The organism is Salinarimonas ramus (genome assembly GCF_014645695.1).
Classification (GTDB): Bacteria; Pseudomonadota; Alphaproteobacteria; order Rhizobiales; family Beijerinckiaceae; genus Salinarimonas; species Salinarimonas ramus.
The window spans coordinates 15,719-31,384 of the sequence record NZ_BMMF01000020.1; the positions used below are offsets into that span (position 1 = coordinate 15,719).

The following is a 15,666-nucleotide window of genomic DNA, read 5'->3' on the forward strand; positions in this document are numbered from 1 at the left end:
TTTTTCTGCTCCACGCAGTCGCTCGATGCGGTGGCGCGAGTGATCTTCCCGTCCCTTCGATCCGTGACGATCCGAAAGGCGCCCCTCGGCCTCGACCCTACGCATTCCGCACCTGAGGACATGTCGGAGTGGGGCTCCCGTTCAGTGCGGGAGCCCTCGCTCGTTTGTGCTGGAGGCGGGTGCCGAAGGGCGGCGGATGATAATTCCGATACGGGAACATCCACGCCGCAAGCAGGGTTCGACCACCGACACGCGTTGCATGCGCAGCGTGACTCGGAGAGTGGAGAACACCATGCGCGGCAAGTTTTGGACAGCTGCCGGAGTTGGCGCATTAGCCGTAATCGCGATCGCCGCGGTCGTCGCCCTCAGTGTCGTTTATTCTGGTGCCTACAACGTTGCGGCGACGGAGCAGCACGCCTCGTTCACGCGCTGGGCCTTCGCCACGACCTTTCGAAACTCGGTCGAGACGCGGACCGAGGAGGTTCTGGTCCCCGAGGCGATTTCCGCCGAGCAGCTGGCTGCCGGAGCTGCCGCCTACAAAGCGTCATGCCAGCACTGCCATTCCGGCCCCGGCGTCGAGCGCGCGGAGTGGGCGTCCGGCATGCGCCCGCGGCCGCCGCATCTCGTCGAGGCCGCGCCCGAATGGGAGATCGAGGAGATCTATTGGCTCGTCGAGAACGGCGTGAAGATGTCCGGCATGCCGGCCTTCGGCCCGACCCACGACGCCGACACCCTGTGGGGCATCGCCGCCTTCGTGAAGGAACTCCCCGCCATGACGCCGGAGACCTACGCCGAACTCGGCGGTGAGGGGCACGAAGAGCAGGAGGACTAAGCCGATGTCCTATTGGCGTTTCGCCGCGATGATCGCGACCTCTACGGTCGTTATGTACGGGCTGATGTATCTGAACACCTATGCCTGGGAGCAGGTGTTCTGGTCGGAGACCCGGTTCTGGATGGCGCTTCTCATGGGCGCGACCATGGCCGTGATCATGCTCGCCTACATGATGGGCATGTACAAAAGCCGGGCGATCAACCTCGGCATCTTCGGCGGCGCCATCGCGCTGTTCGCGCTCTCCCTGTGGCTCGTGCGCAGCCAGGCGACCGTCGACGACGTCGACTACATGCGCGCGATGATCCCGCACCATTCGATCGCGATCCTCACCTCCGAGCGCGCGCAAATCTCGGACCCGCGGGTGAAGAAGCTCGCCGACGAGATCATCGCGGCACAGGAGAAGGAGATCGCGGAGATGCGGTATCTCATCGAGAATCTGGAGGCGCGGGATTGATGCGCATTATCGCTCTCGCCACCATCCTGGCGCTCGCCGCCTGCGATTCCGCGCCGGCGCCCGACGACATCGTCGACCCCGCCCGGGCCGAGACGGTGCCGCGGATCGTCGATGCCGAGGCCGCCGTCGCCGGCGTCCACGTGCCGACCGTCGATCCCGCCCGCATGAACGCGGACGAGGTCGAGCAGGCGCTGGGCGACGAACACCTGTGCGTCTTCCGCTATACCAGCGAGGGCGCCCCGGTCTTCGCGACCGCGTTCGAGCCCGATGGCACGCCGATCCGCGGCGTCGTGAAACTCGGCGGGGACCTCGTGCTGCTCGCGGCCGCGCGCGGCGACACCGGCGCCGCCTACAGCCTCGAAGCCGGCCCGATCCGCGCCGACATCATGCCGCTGGCCGACGACGACCGCCGAGCGACGGCGACGTTCGCGATCGGCGAGGCGTTGCATGCGGGCTACGGCGGTTATCACGACTGCGTCGAGTGAGGCGCCCGGACCACCCGGTTTTTTGCGGAGTTGCGTCGGAGGCACCCGAAACCTACGTCATTCGTCATGACCCGCATGCGCCTCGGCCGTCTCGGCCTCGTGTTCATCATGCTTTTCGCGTTGCCGGCGATCATCGTCGGCGCGGCGGGCACGAGCGCGCTCGCACATGCTTCCGCTTGGAACGGGCACGCCGTCGGGACGGCCTTCGTCGCGAGCGACGTCCGTGATGCATGCGAGCACACCGGCCACGAGCGAGGTGACGTCTGCGCGGTCGCCTGCGCCGTGTCTGCCCTGCCGTCCATGGTGATGGAGGTTCAGCCGATGGGCATCGGTCGCGAGGGCTGGGCGGCGATTACAGCACGGATCGGTGGCCGGTCGATCGGCCCTGAGGCCGAGCCACCACGAGGGACGACGCTCGCCTGAGCTCGCGGCCGGAGGCCGGGGGCTCGTCGTCGCCTGTCCGCCATCCGGAACTTCGCATCCATGACTCGTCTCGTCTCCGCGCCCGCGCTCACGCGCCGCGCGTTCCTCACACGATCCGCCGCGCTGGGCGCCGCGCTCGCGCTCCCCCTCTCGCGCGTTCACGCCGCCACGGTGCGCGACTTCACCCTGACCCCTGCGCCCGCCGAAGCCGCCCTTGTCGGCGCGCCACATCCACCCACCGCGGTGTGGGCCTACGATGGAAGCATACCCGGCCCCGAGCTCCGGGTCCGCCGGGGCGACAGGCTGCGCGTCGCCGTCGAGAACGGTTTGCCGGCGCCGACGACGGTGCACTGGCACGGGCTGCGTCTGCCGAACGCCATGGACGGTGTCGCTCACGTCACGCAGGCGCCGATCGCGCCCGGCGAGCGCTTCGTCTACGAATTCGATGCGCAGGACGCCGGCACGTTCTGGTATCACCCGCACTACGCCAGCGCAGAACAGCTGGAGCGCGGCCTCTCCGGCGTGCTGGTGGTCGAGGAGGACGAGCCGCTCCGCGTCGACCGGGACGTCGTCTGGGTGCTGAACGATTGGCGGCTCGATCGCGAGGCCGCGATCCTGGAGGATTTCGGCAACGGCATGGACATGAGCCATGCCGGGCGGCTCGGCAACACGGTGACGCTGAACGGCCGCATCCCGGACGCCTTCGCGGTCTCGACCGGGGAGAGGCTGCGGCTTCGCCTCGTCAACGTCGCCAATGCCCGCATCTTCGCCCTGCGCTTCGAGGGCGAGCTGCCGGTCGTCGTCGCCCGCGACGGGCACCCCGTGGCGCCCCACGAGCCGCCGGAGGGCATCGTTCTCCTCGGCCCGGGGATGCGCATCGACCTCGTCCTCGACTGCGCCGGCAATCCGGGCGCGCGCAATTCGATCGTCGACGTCTTCCCGCGCGAGCCCTACCGCGTGGTCGATCTCGCCTACGGTGAGACGCCCCTGCGCCAAGACCCGCTCGACGCGTCCCTCGTCCTCGCGCCGAACCCTGTGCCGGAGCCGGACCTCGCCTCCGCCGAGCGCCTCGACGTCGTCTTCGAAGGCGGGATGATGGGCGGCATGCGCGGCGGTCCGGGCGCCATGCGCGCGATGATAATGCGCGGTCTCGCCTGGGCGGTGAACGGCGTCGCCGACGACGGCATGCACGACCTGCCGCCCATCCTCACCGTCGAAAGCGGGCGCTCGGTCGTGCTCGACCTCGTCAACGAGACCGCCTGGTGGCACCCGATCCATCTGCACGGACATGCGTTCCGCATCCTCGAACGGGACGGCGCGCCGGAGCCGCACGCGCCGCTCGCGGACACCGCGCTGATGGCGCCGCGGGAGCGCATGCGGATCGCCTTCGTGGCGGAAGGCGCGGGCGACTGGCTGCTCCATTGCCACGTGCTGGAGCATCAGGCCGGCGGGATGTCCGCGATCCTGCGCGTCGTCTGAACCGAAGCACTTCGGAAGGGAGACCACACCATGCGCATGCAGCAGGGATGGGGCGACCACATGAACGGCTGGATGACCGACCACATGGGCGGCTGGATGTGGGGAATGGGCCTGTGGGGCCTCGTCCTCGTCGTCCTGGTCATTCTCCTGATCGCGGCGCTGATCAAGTATCTGCGCTCGTGAGGCGGGAAGCGAGCATAGCCGTCGTGGCCGGCCTCGCGCTCGCGGGCGCGGCGATCACCTGGGCGTTCGCGCCGAGCGGCGGATCCGACGTGCGGATCGCCGAGGGCCGCGCGCTCTACGCCGAGCATTGTGCAGCCTGCCACGGCGCGAACCTCGAGGGACAGCCGAACTGGAAGGAGCGGCTGCCCTCCGGGCGCTTGCCCGCGCCGCCGCACGACGAGACCGGCCACACCTGGCACCATTCCGATCGCCAGCTGATCGCGATCACGAAGCACGGCCCCGGCGCACTCGTGCCGGGCTACGAGAGCGACATGCCGGGCTTCGCCGGCGTGCTGACCGACGCCGAGATCGAAGCCGTGCTCGCCTACATCAAGAGCACCTGGCCGGAGCGCGAACACGCGTTTCAGGAGCAACGAACCCGCGCCGACCCGGGCCCGTAAATCGGGACTTGACCCTCCCATCATGGGAAGGTCGAGGGTCGCATGAGAACGACAGAACGAAGAGATATCTCGATGAACGAGAACCACGCCGGCCACAGGCAATCCCACTCGCATTCGCATTCGCATGCGCATCCGCACGCTCACGGCGATGCGGAACACCACCACGGCCACGCCGTCGATCCGGTCTGCGGCATGCACGTCGATCCGCACGCGACACCGCACCGAGCCCGCCACGGTGGCAAGGCCTACTACTTCTGCTCGGAGAGCTGCCGGGAGACGTTCGAGGCCGATCCCGCCCGCTACCTGTCTGCGCAGGAGGCGAAGCGCACCGACGAGCCGGTTCCCGAGGGAGCGATCTACATCTGCCCGATGCACCCCGAGATCCGACAGGTCGGTCCGGGCTCGTGCCCCATCTGCGGCATGGCGCTGGAACCGGTCGAGGTCACGGCCGAGAGCGGACCGAACCCCGAACTCGCCGACATGACGCGGCGCTTCTGGATCGGCCTCGTCCTGACGGTCCCGGTGTTCATTCTCGAGATGGGCGGGCACTTCCTCGGACTCGCGCACGTGATCCCCCAGCAGGTCTCGAATTGGGTGCAGATGGTGCTCGCGACGCCGGTCGTGGTCTGGGCGGGCGCGCCGTTCTTCGTGCGCGGTTGGCAGTCGCTGAAGAACCGCAGCCTCAACATGTTCACGCTGATCGCGCTCGGCGTCGGCGCGGCGTTCCTCTACAGCCTCGTCGCGACGCTCGCGCCGGGGGTCTTTCCCGCTCTGCTCCGTGGACCGGACGGGGCCATCCCCGCCTATTTCGAAGCGGCGGCGGTGATCACGGTCCTCGTGCTGCTCGGCCAGGTGCTCGAGTTGCGCGCCCGCGAGCAGACCTCCGGCGCCATCAAGGCGCTCCTCGATCTCGCGCCGAAGACCGCGCGCCGCATCCGTGCGGACGGAAGCGACGAGGAGGTCTCCCTCGACGCCATCGCCGTCGACGACCGGCTGCGGGTGCGTCCCGGCGAGAAGGTGCCGGTCGACGGCGAGGTCGTCGAGGGCCGATCGTCGGTCGACGAGAGCATGGTGACGGGCGAGTCGATGCCCGTCTCGAAGGAGCCCGGCGCCAAGGTGATCGCGGGGACTATGAACCAGACGGGCTCGGTCGTGATGCGCGCCGAGAAGATCGGCCGCGACACGATGCTCTCGCGCATCGTGCAGATGGTCTCGGACGCGCAGCGCAGCCGCGCCCCGATCCAGCGGCTGGCCGATACCGTGTCCGGATGGTTCGTCCCCCTCGTAATCCTGATCGCCATCGCCGCCTTCGTCGGCTGGTTCTTCTTCGGGCCCGAGCCGCGGCTGTCCTATGCGATCATCGCGGCGGTAGCGGTAGTCATCATCGCCTGCCCCTGCGCGCTCGGTCTCGCGACGCCGATGTCGATCATGGTCGGCGTCGGGCGCGGCGCCCAGGGCGGCGTGCTCATCAAGAATGCCGAGGCGCTGGAGCGCATGGAGCGCGTCGACACGCTTGTCGTCGACAAGACCGGCACGCTCACGGAAGGCAAGCCCAGCGTCACCGCCGTCGTGCCGCTCGGCGAGATCGCCGAGGACGAGCTCCTGCGCCTCGCGGCCGGCGTCGAGCGGGCGAGCGAGCATCCTCTCGCGACGGCGATCGTCGCCGCGGCGACCGAGCGCGGTCTCGCGCTCCCCGACGTGTCGGACTTCGACAGCCCCGTCGGTCGCGGCGCGCTCGGGACCGTCGAGGGCAAGCGCCTCGCGCTCGGCAATGCCCGCTTCATGGCCGACGAGGGCGTAGCCGTTGAGGGCGCCCTCGACGCCGCCGAGCGGCTGCGGCTCGACGGCGCCACCGCGATCTTCGTCGCGATCGACGGGCGCGCCGCCGGCATCCTCGGCATCGCCGATCCGGTCAAGGCGACGACGCCGGAGGCGCTCGAGGGCCTTCGTGCGGAGGGGATCCGCGTCGTCATGCTCACCGGCGACAACCGCACCACCGCCGAGGCCGTCGCTCGCCGGCTCGGCATCGAGGAGGTCGAGGCGGAGGTGCTGCCCGATCAGAAGAGCGCCGTCGTCGAGCGGCTGCGCCGCGAGGGCCGCATCGTCGCCATGGCGGGCGATGGCGTCAACGATGCGCCCGCGCTCGCGGCGGCGGATGTCGGCATCGCCATGGGCTCGGGCACGGACGTCGCCATCGAGAGCGCGGGCGTGACGCTGCTCAAGGGCGATCTGACCGGCATCGTGCGCGCACGCCGCCTCTCCGAGGCGACCATGCGCAACATCCGCCAGAACCTCTTCTTCGCCTTCATCTACAACGCCATGGGCGTTCCGGTCGCCGCCGGCGTGCTCTACCCGATCTTCGGCATCCTGCTCTCGCCCGTCCTCGCCGCGACGGCCATGGCGCTGTCCTCGGTGAGCGTCATCGCGAACGCCCTGCGGCTCAGGACGGCGAGGCTTTGAACGATCGGCCCAACTCTCGAACGGATATTCGACAGCAACAGGAGACAAACGAATGAACCACAAGACCTTGGCGGCCGCACTCGCCGGCGCGCTCCTTCTCGGCGCGTCCGGCGCCGTCGCGGAAACGAACCGGACCATGATCGTCCACAAGGACCCGAACTGCGGGTGCTGCGGCGCCTGGGTCGATCACGTCCGCGCCGCCGGCTTCGAGGTGGAGGTTCGCGAGACGTCCCTCATGCACGAAATCAAGGCCGAACTCGGCGTGCCCGACGATCTGCTTTCGTGCCACTCGGCCGAAGTCGACGGCTACGTCCTGGAGGGGCACGTTCCCGTGTCGGCGATCGAGGCCGTGCTCGCGCAGCGCCCCGACGTGGTCGGCGTCGCGGTTCCGGGCATGCCGATGGGATCCCCCGGGATGGACGCGCCGGGTATGGCCGCCGAACCCTACGAAGTCGTCCTGTTCGGCGAGGAGGGCGTGCGGCATCCGCTCGGGACCTTCGTCGGCGCGGAGCGGGTAGAGCGCTGAGCCGTGCCGCGCAGAAGCCCCCGTCGCGCGACCGAGAACGCCGCCCACCCACAGACTCGCAAAGCGGCACCGCGGGATCAGTCGGGCGGGCGGGGCGGCGCGCTGCTTCTCGGCGTGATCGTCGCCCTCGGCGCCGCGGCGCTCTTCTGGTTTCGGCCCGTGCCGTCGGCGACGGTCGTGGACGTCGCCGTGCCGGCGCTCTCGGCGCAGGCAGAGCGCGGGGCGGCCGCGTTCGCGGCGAATTGCACGGCTTGCCACGGCGCCAACGCGGCAGGCTCGGAGAGCGGCCCGCCGCTCGTTCACCGGATCTACGAACCGAGCCACCACGCCGACGGCAGCTTCCACATCGCCGTCCGGCAGGGCGTGCGTGCGCATCACTGGGGCTTCGGCGACATGCCGCCACAGCCGCACGTCACGAATGCCGAGGTCGCCGATATCGTCGCGTATGTGCGCGAATTGCAGCACGCAAACGGTATTCGCTAGGCGGCGGAACGATCGTGTTTTCTGCGGCTTGCGAGGAGGTGCGCCGGACCCGCCGGCGCTCGCGGAAAAGGCTCCCGCCAAGAGCCGAACGAGAAGGAAAACGCCATGACCAGACGGATCCTCACGCTCGCAGCCGGCGCCGCCCTCCTGGCCGCCCCCGGTTTCGCCCAAGCCCAGATGTCTCCTCAGACATCACCACAGGAGCAATCCCAGCCGGGCCAGCCGGGCGCGGGCATGCCGATGATGAATTCGGAGCAAATGCAGCAGATGATGCAGCAGCGCGGCATGGGTCCGGGAATGGGCATGGGCCCGCAAATGGGCCCCGGCATGATGCGCGGCGGCAGAGGCATGGAGCATGGCCCAATGACGCGGATCATGTTCGCCGTCATGGACGCCGACGGCAACGGCGCGCTGTCGCTGGAGGAGGTCCAGGAATTCCACGCCCGCATCTTCCGAGCCGTGGATGCCGACAACGATGGCAGCGTGACGCAGGACGAGGTGCGGCGGTTCATGACCGGCGCGCCGGCCGACGAAAGTTCGGACGCTCGGTGACGCGGGTTCAGCAGCTCCCGTGAAAGTATTGGGGCCGGCGCTCGGATGCGCCGGCCCTGACCCGGTGTGGCGCTCAGGACACTTGTGCAGAAGCTCGAATGGGATAGTTCTATACGGGTGAGGATTCGGAGCTGATCTTGCGCCTGCTCAGTGCCCTGCTCGCACTGCTGATCGCTTTGTCCGTGGTGGCGGCTCCGCTGCCCGGCGCGCTCGGCGTCGCGCATGCGGGGACGGCCCATCCCGCCCACGTTGGGGTCGCAACGGTCGAGCCGGGCTGCGAGGCCGTCGACGCACCAGGCCATTCCCACGCACGAACTCACTCGGGTCATGCCGGCCACGGTGCGTCGGAGCACCCGGTGACCGACCAGACGGTCGCGTTCTGCAGCGCAAGCCCCGACAATTCCGGCGATCTCGCCCAAGCGGGCTGCTGCGAGATGGCGATGTGCCATCCCTTTCTCTTCGTGCGGGGCGTGGATGCACAGCGCACGCCGCAGGTCGCCATAGCCGCTGCCTGGCGTATCGACACGCTCGTCGAGGATCATCGCTCCAACCGAATCGAACGACCACCCAGGGCCTGAGGTCTCGGCGCAGCGCCCGCGTTGGCGCCTCGCGCACGTATCACCTCGACCTTTCCCATGCGACGAGACCCGCCGACGCCGGCGCGACCCTCGCATCGATTCGGATCCCGACCACACATGCTCAAGCCCGTCCTCGCGACGGCGGCGGCGCTCGGCCTCGCGGCCTGCGCCACGAACCCGCCGACGCATCTCGTGCGCGCCGCAGACCCGGCCGCGCCCTCCGCACGCATCGTCACCACCGCCGTCGATGCCGGCACCGTCTCGTATCGCCCGGTCCAGCCGCTCGATTGGGGCGATGTGAACCGGCGCGTGGCCCCGCGGAGGTGACGTCGTGCTCCGCAAAGCCATCCTTCTCGCCAGCGCGGCTCTCCTCGCCGGCTGCCAGACCCTGTCTCCCGACGGCGGCATGAGCGCCGTCCAGGAGATCGTCCGAACGGAGCTCGCGGCCGACGTCGAGCGCGTCGTCGCCCCCGAGGACGTCGCCTCCGCGGAGGCGCGCACCGACGCGCTGCTGGCGCGGCCGCTCGGACCGGACGCCGCCGTGCAGGTCGCGCTTCTGTCGAATCGCGGCCTGCAGGCGTCCTACGCCGCGCTCGGCGTCGCCGAGGCGGACTTCGTGCAGGCGAGCCTGCCACCGAACCCGAAGGTCGGCCTCGCCCGCATCGTGACGAGCGGGACGCTCGAAATCGAGCGGCAGATCGTGACGAGCCTGTTCGCGCTCGCCACGTTGCCCGAGCGGACGGCGATCGCCCGGGAGCGCTTCCGCGCCGCCCAGCTGAAGGCCGCGCAGGAGACGCTCGCGCTCGCCGCCGAGGTGCGACGGCAATATTTTCGAGCGGTCGCCGCCAACCAGATGGTGGCCTTCCTCACCGACGCCCGCGAGACGGCGCAGGCCGCCTCCGAGCTCCTCGTCGGGCTCGGCGAGACCGGCGGGGCGACACGCCTCACGCAGGCGCGCGAGCACGCCTTCACCGCCGAGACCAGCGCCCAGCTCGCCCGCGCGCGCCTCCAGCAGCGGATCGAACGCGAGAAGCTCACCCGGCTTCTCGGCCTGTGGGGCGATGACGTCGCCTTCCGGCTGCCGGATCGGCTGCCGCCTCTGCCGGGGCACCTCCACGCCCGCGGCGACGTGGAGCGCGAGGCCGTCGAGCGTCGGCTCGACCTGAGGATCGGCCGCCTCGAGCTCGAAGCGCTCGGCCGCTCGCTGGGCTTCGCCGATGCGACCCGCCTCGTCCAGGATCTCGACCTCGTCGGCATCGCCAACACCGAGCGCTCGCGCAGCGTCGAGAACGGCGAGATCGAGAAGGAGGTCGAGCAGTGGCGCGGCGTGGAGGTCGAGTTCGAGATCCCGATCTTCGACACCGGCGCGGCGCGGGTGGCCCGTGCCGAGGCCGCCGTCCTCCAGGCGGCGAACGCCCTTCAGCAGAACGCGATCGAAGCTCGCTCGCAGGCGCGTGAGGCCTATCAGACCTACCGCGGCACCCACGAGATCGCGCGGCTCTACCAGGACCAGGTCCTGCCGCTCCGGCAGGTGATCGAGGAGGAGCAGCTGCTCCAATACAACGCGATGATCGCCGACGTCACCGACTTCGTCGCCGACGCGCGGCTGCGGATCCTGAGCAACGCCCAGGCGATCGAGGCGCGCCGGGACTTCTTCATCGCCGAGACCGACCTCGGCTTCGCGCTCGTCGGCGGCTTCGAAGGCGGCGCGGCCGTCGGCGGCGCCGTTGTGGCCGAAGCCGGCGGCGGCGCGGCTCCCCATTGATTGCGAGACAGGAGATACTCCGATGAGCGACATCTCGCGTAGAGCATTGCTGGGTGCCGGTGGCGGTCTCGCCTTGGCGAGCGCCTCGATGGTCTCGGGCCGCGTCCAGGCGGCGAGCATTCCCGAAGCCCCCACCATGGCGGAGGCGACGACCCAGCCGCCGCTCGTGCCGACGTCCGGCGTCGACTACCAGCCCGTCGTGACCCTCAACGGCTGGACGCTGCCGTGGCGCATGAACGGGGACTGGAAGGAATTCCACCTCGTCGCCGAGCCCGTCGTGCGCGAGCTCGCGCCCGGCATGAACGCCCACCTCTGGGGCTACAACGGCCAGTCCCCCGGCCCGACGATCGAGGCGGTGGAGGGCGACAAGGTCCGGATCTTCGTGACCAACAAGCTGCCCGAGAACACGGCGGTGCACTGGCACGGCCAGATCCTGCCCAACGGCATGGACGGGGTCGGGGGCCTCAACCAGCCGCATATCCCGCCCGGCAAGACCTTCGTCTACGAGTTCGTGCTGCGGAAGTCCGGCACCTTCATGTACCACCCGCATTCGGACGAGATGGTCCAGATGGCGATGGGCATGATGGGCTTCTTCGTCGTCCACCCGCGCGACCCGGCCTTCCGGCGCGTCGACCGCGACTTCGTGTTCCTGCTCAACGCCTTCGACATCGAGCCGGGGGCCTACGTGCCCCGCGTCATGACGATGCTCGACTTCAATCTGTGGTGCTGGAACAGCCGCGTCTTCCCCGGCATCGATCCGTTCGTCGTCGCCAAGGGGGACAAGGTCCGCATCCGCTTCGGCAATCTCACCATGACCAACCACCCGATCCACATGCACGGCTACGACTTCAAGGTCTCGTGCACGGACGGCGGCTGGGTGCCGGAGAACGCCGCCTGGCCGGAGGTGAGCATCGACGTGGCGGTGGGCCAGATGCGCGCCTTCGACTTCGTGGCCGAGCACGAAGGCGATTGGGCGATCCATTGCCACAAGTCGCACCACACCATGAACGCCATGGGCCACGGCGTGAACACCTGGATCGGCGTCGACAAGGCGGCGCCGGCCGCGCGCATTCGCAGGCTCGCCCCCGACTACATGCCGATGGGCACGGCCGGGATGGGCGAGATGGGCACGATGGAGATGCCGCTGCCCGAGAACACCCTGCCGATGATGACGGGCTGGGGACCGTTCGGGCCGATCGAGATGGGCGGCATGTTCTCGGTGGTGAAGGTGCGCGAGGGCCTCGCGGCCGACGACTATTCCGATCCGGGTTGGTTCGACCATCCGGCGGGCACCGTCGCCTACGAATGGACCGGCGAGATCCCAGAGGCCACCCGCGCCGACGCGCCCGCCCCGGAGACGGCGAACTACCGTGCCGTCGATCCCCGCACCCGCACCAACGCGCCCGCGTCCGGCGGCCATCACGACCACTGACACATCGAGATCGACACAGGAGACGACCGCATGATCGTTCGCAAACACACGCTCGCGCTCGCCGCGGCGCTCGCGCTCGGCGGAACGGCGGCCCTCGCCGGGCCGGGCGCCCAGGGGCACGGCCACGGCGACGAATACGCCTTCGGGCGCGAAGGCGACCCGTCGAAGCCCGCCCGCGTCGTCGAGGTCACCATGCTCGAAGGCGACGGCACGATGCTGTTCCAGCCCGACCTCGTGGAGGTCGCGCAGGGCGAGCAGATCCGCTTCGTCCTCGCCAATGCCGGCGCGCTCGAGCACGAGTTCGTCATCGGCACCGTCGAGGAGAACCGCAAGCACGCCGAGATGATGATGAAGTTTCCGGAAATGGAGCACGACGACCCGAACGCGCGGCGGCTCCACGCCGAGCACCACGGGGAACTCGTCTGGCAGTTCACGGAGGCCGGCACCTTCGAGTTCGCCTGCCTGATCCCCGGCCACCTCGACGCCGGCATGCGCGGCACCATCGTGGTCCGCTGACCCGAACACCCCGGAGAACGACGATGAACCGCAACATCCTCACCGCCAAGCTGGGCGCGCTCTTCCTCTCGACCGGCATTGCCGCCGCCTCGGCGGCCGAAGGCGAGATCCGCAAGATCGACGAGGCGGCCGGCAAGGTCACCGTCCGCCACGGTCCGATCGAGAACCTCGAGATGGACGCGATGACCATGGTCTTCCGCGTCCCCGACATGGCCATGGTCGAAGGCCTCGCCGTCGGCGACCGCGTGGTCTTCGAGGCCGACCGGGTGAACGGCGCCATCACGATCACGCGGATCGAGAAGGCGGACTGAGCCGAGGACGCCGGATGCACCGGGCGGAGCTGGATAGATCCGTCCGGTGTAATGGGCCCATCGCCACCTCTGAGCGTTGAACGACCAAGCCTCCTATCCTGGCATCGAGAACAGGATTGTCTTGGATTATATCCCTATTACTAATTCAGGTGCTCTCCTCGTTCCGATCTCATTAACCCTGTCTTTCGAACGACTTTGCGCTCGTGCGCGGCACTCGGCCGATCGCGGCGGCGCCTCGGCGACCGAGGGATTGACTTACGGGTCAGTTTCGGCCGCCGCCGCGCTGCTCGAAAGGCTCGGCCATGTCGAAGCGTTTGTCGGCGGGTGCGCGATGGCCGAACCAAGCGATTGGCACGGGCCGGGCCGAAATGGTCGTGCTGATCTCGCTCGAGGGCCTCATGGCGCGAAACGTCGCAGCTCGAGAGCGTTGCCGCCGTCTTGGCCGAGCTCGGATTCGAACCTGTGGGCCATCAAGTCGTCATCTCGCTGGAGCGCAGAGCCCCGCGGCGGCGCTCTTCGGTGTAACGCAATACGCGACCGCATAGCCTTCCCGGTGGGCGTCATCGCACTCGCGCTGATCGGCGCCGTCGCTGATCAACACCGGGCGTCTCGAACTTGTCCCACACCGGCGTGCCGGCGTAGATCCAGGGCCGATACAGCACGCGAAGCGGGTCCGGCGGATCGGGGTTCGCTTCATCATCCGCGACTTGATGCGCGCCGAGCCTCATAGCGGGCGTTCGCTTGATCGGCCGTCGCTCTGCCTTCGTCTCGACCTCGATTAGCTCGTCCGTGCCGGGGATGCGCACAACTGTCGTGCCGCGCTCCACTTCCTCGGTGCCGAGCTCGGAAACGCCAGCGGTCACGTATGGACGGGGCTCGAACCAGTTGTAGTGAACTCTGAAGATGTTGAGAAGCGCAATCAGTGCTCGAGGATTGTAGAAGGCACCGTTGACGAAAGACGCACCGCCGCGGGCGGAGCGCCCGCCCGCTCGACGGGCCGGGCTCAGACGCTCACGAAGCGCGTTGAAGAAGGCGCTGACGGGCTGCAGCGTGGCATCGAACACGTGTCGCGCGATCCGCTCTTTATCGCGATCGTCGAGCGTCTGGACGTCCGTCGAGAAAGGAAGTCCCAGCAGCGACGTCCTGAGACTTCGTCGGGGGAGCGGAAGGCCGACAATTTTCAGCGATTCGCCATGTGTCTCAACGGGCGAGTGCACCCATATCTGTGGCATCCAACGCTGCTGGTAGTTGCTGCTCTGGATGGGCCCAGTCGTCACGCCGGCGTGGGTCTGCGTGGCGGTCGACATGAACCGCGCGATAAAGGCTCGGACCTGATCGGGCGTCGACATACGTTCGGCTGCATCTGGGTCACTTGCATGCAGCGCGAACATGAATACGGAAAAAGCTTGCTTGTAGTCGCTTATCCGCCTCTGGCGCTTCGGCTTCGTCGCTTCTTTATCAAAGCCGATTGCCAGCCATGTGAAATCGTCGGCCGCGATGTGATCGTGGAAGATGTGCGGAATGATACGCGGCAGGGTGGCTTCCTGCTCCGTCACGAGCTTGATCGCGCCACGCGGCAGCATCTCCTTTACGAGATGGAGGTGCGCGGCTTTCGTATAGATGTCGCGCGTCATGATACCGGAGAACGGCGTTCGCGATGTATCGCGTTGTGTGGCCGGGAATGCAAAGTAGTTTAGGCGCAGCTCGTCGATCAGGTCGATTCGGGCCGAGACCTCACGTTCGATACGTCGCTTCGTCAGATCGTCGGCAGCGAGAAGCGGCAATTTCTGGCTCAGAAATAGGGAGTGCTGATGCGCCGCGGCCGCGAACAGGTTTCGTTCATCGAGGCGGCCGGTCTCCCTTTGAAAGCTCATCAGCGGATGAGTGAACGTGTCTCCGGCCAAGTTCGTGTAGCTCTTGTTCAGATGACGTCGCGGCTCATCCGGCTCGCCGAACACCTGAGCAATGAAGTCCGCCGGATTGATCGTCGGATCGAAATCAACATCAATTCTATAGACATAGCCACTTTTCACATCTGCTGTTGTCGAGCAGTTGAGGGTCGTCAGGCGCCGGTCTTCCGACGTCTCCCAATTCACGTTGAGGGCGATATCGTCGTGAGCAAGGTGATTGTAGACACGCTGCCCTGAAGCCTCGACGCGCGCCTTCCATCGCCTGAGCTGCTCGCGCTCGTAGGCCAGCAATGTCTTCTCGAGCCAGAAGAGCCGATCATAGACCCGCGCTACGCCGCAATTGCGGCCCTCCACCGCCAGGATCATCCGCCTGACTTTCTGGATGCCGCCGCCGTTCACGAACGCCTTCAGAATAGACGCATTCTGTGCGGTGCTCTTCTGGCGGAGATGGTCGAGCGTTACGCTGAACCGGCTTCCCGGACGGCCTCTGCACGGCCGATGGATAAGCCTCACGCGCAGCGGCTTCTCAACCTCGCCCTCGCCGTGACCACGCACGGGCTTCTTCCCGTTGGCTCCGTTCAGGATGAACTCGTCGGGATTTTCGAGATAGGCGGCGCCGCAGGCACGGCAGCGCGGACCGTCGAGCACTCCATTCATGTTTCTGAGGCGCTCGATTTCCGCGACGAGATGCTCGTTCGATAGGATCTCGAAGTTGGTGCCACAGGTGCCGGAGGTCGTGTCCCCGATGGTGGTGTAGCTCGACGGGAGCGGAGCCGTCCGGCCGCGCGCCCTCCATAGCGCCGTAGCGGACGGACGGCTTCGCGGGTGGTCATCGAC

General features: G+C 68.1%; 18 protein-coding genes. 17 read left to right on the forward strand and 1 reads right to left on the reverse strand.

Annotated elements, in window-relative coordinates; genetic code table 11:
- The first annotated feature begins 292 nt into the window (after positions 1-292).
- The 17 genes from IEX89_RS23445 (at position 293) to IEX89_RS23525 (ending at position 12,919) form a co-directional block, all read left to right on the forward strand.
- Entirely contained in the window at positions 293-832 is a 540-nt protein-coding gene (locus IEX89_RS23445; protein WP_188915718.1) for a c-type cytochrome, read from the forward strand.
- A gap of 4 nt (positions 833-836) precedes the next feature.
- Positions 837-1,286 carry a DUF305 domain-containing protein gene (locus IEX89_RS23450; RefSeq protein ID WP_188915719.1) on the forward strand — a complete coding sequence of 150 codons (450 nt, stop codon included), beginning with the start codon at positions 837-839 and terminating at the stop codon, positions 1,284-1,286.
- On the forward strand, positions 1,286-1,771 hold the full coding sequence (locus IEX89_RS23455; RefSeq protein ID WP_188915720.1) for a DUF6692 family protein: 486 nt from the start codon (positions 1,286-1,288) through the stop codon (positions 1,769-1,771). Before IEX89_RS23450 ends, IEX89_RS23455 begins: the two co-directional genes overlap by 1 nt.
- Before the next feature lie 66 nt (positions 1,772-1,837).
- Positions 1,838-2,194, forward strand: a complete 357-nt coding sequence (locus IEX89_RS23460; RefSeq protein WP_188915721.1) for a hypothetical protein — start codon at positions 1,838-1,840, stop codon at positions 2,192-2,194.
- Between the two features lie 60 nt (positions 2,195-2,254).
- Positions 2,255-3,673: a multicopper oxidase family protein gene (locus IEX89_RS23465; RefSeq protein ID WP_188915722.1), complete on the forward strand. Its 1,419-nt coding sequence runs from the start codon at positions 2,255-2,257 to the stop codon at positions 3,671-3,673.
- A 30-nt stretch (positions 3,674-3,703) separates the two neighbouring features.
- Positions 3,704-3,856 (forward strand): hypothetical protein, encoded by a 153-nt coding sequence (locus tag IEX89_RS24570; RefSeq protein WP_188915736.1) that lies wholly within the window; start codon positions 3,704-3,706, stop codon positions 3,854-3,856.
- Between the two features lie 23 nt (positions 3,857-3,879).
- Positions 3,880-4,296 carry a c-type cytochrome gene (locus IEX89_RS23475; protein WP_244645666.1) on the forward strand — a complete coding sequence of 139 codons (417 nt, stop codon included), beginning with the start codon at positions 3,880-3,882 and terminating at the stop codon, positions 4,294-4,296.
- Between the two features lie 72 nt (positions 4,297-4,368).
- Positions 4,369-6,756 carry a heavy metal translocating P-type ATPase gene (locus tag IEX89_RS23480; RefSeq protein ID WP_188915724.1) on the forward strand — a complete coding sequence of 796 codons (2,388 nt, stop codon included), beginning with the start codon at positions 4,369-4,371 and terminating at the stop codon, positions 6,754-6,756.
- 52 nt (positions 6,757-6,808) lie between these two features.
- Positions 6,809-7,282, forward strand: a complete 474-nt coding sequence (locus tag IEX89_RS23485; RefSeq protein WP_188915725.1) for a DUF411 domain-containing protein — start codon at positions 6,809-6,811, stop codon at positions 7,280-7,282.
- Between the two features lie 3 nt (positions 7,283-7,285).
- Entirely contained in the window at positions 7,286-7,765 is a 480-nt protein-coding gene (locus IEX89_RS23490; RefSeq protein ID WP_308423854.1) for a c-type cytochrome, read from the forward strand.
- A gap of 105 nt (positions 7,766-7,870) precedes the next feature.
- A complete protein-coding gene (locus IEX89_RS23495; RefSeq protein WP_188915726.1) occupies positions 7,871-8,317 on the forward strand; it encodes an EF-hand domain-containing protein in 447 nt (148 codons plus the stop codon).
- 137 nt (positions 8,318-8,454) lie between these two features.
- The gene (locus IEX89_RS23500; RefSeq protein WP_188915727.1) at positions 8,455-8,895 is read left to right on the forward strand and encodes a hypothetical protein; all 441 of its coding nucleotides are present in this window, start codon (positions 8,455-8,457) and stop codon (positions 8,893-8,895) included.
- A gap of 117 nt (positions 8,896-9,012) precedes the next feature.
- The gene (locus IEX89_RS23505; protein ID WP_188915728.1) at positions 9,013-9,222 is read left to right on the forward strand and encodes a hypothetical protein; all 210 of its coding nucleotides are present in this window, start codon (positions 9,013-9,015) and stop codon (positions 9,220-9,222) included.
- Between the two features lie 4 nt (positions 9,223-9,226).
- Entirely contained in the window at positions 9,227-10,660 is a 1,434-nt protein-coding gene (locus tag IEX89_RS23510; protein WP_244645667.1) for a TolC family protein, read from the forward strand.
- Positions 10,661-10,682: 22 nt separating this feature from the next.
- Positions 10,683-12,092 carry a multicopper oxidase family protein gene (locus tag IEX89_RS23515; RefSeq protein WP_188915729.1) on the forward strand — a complete coding sequence of 470 codons (1,410 nt, stop codon included), beginning with the start codon at positions 10,683-10,685 and terminating at the stop codon, positions 12,090-12,092.
- A gap of 30 nt (positions 12,093-12,122) precedes the next feature.
- Positions 12,123-12,608: a cupredoxin domain-containing protein gene (locus IEX89_RS23520; protein WP_188915730.1), complete on the forward strand. Its 486-nt coding sequence runs from the start codon at positions 12,123-12,125 to the stop codon at positions 12,606-12,608.
- A gap of 23 nt (positions 12,609-12,631) precedes the next feature.
- The gene (locus IEX89_RS23525; protein WP_188915731.1) at positions 12,632-12,919 is read left to right on the forward strand and encodes a copper-binding protein; all 288 of its coding nucleotides are present in this window, start codon (positions 12,632-12,634) and stop codon (positions 12,917-12,919) included.
- Between the two features lie 560 nt (positions 12,920-13,479).
- Here IEX89_RS23525 and IEX89_RS23530 read toward each other — a convergent pair.
- Positions 13,480-15,666: hypothetical protein (locus tag IEX89_RS23530; protein WP_188915732.1), on the reverse strand; the 2,187-nt coding region annotated here is incomplete at its 5' end.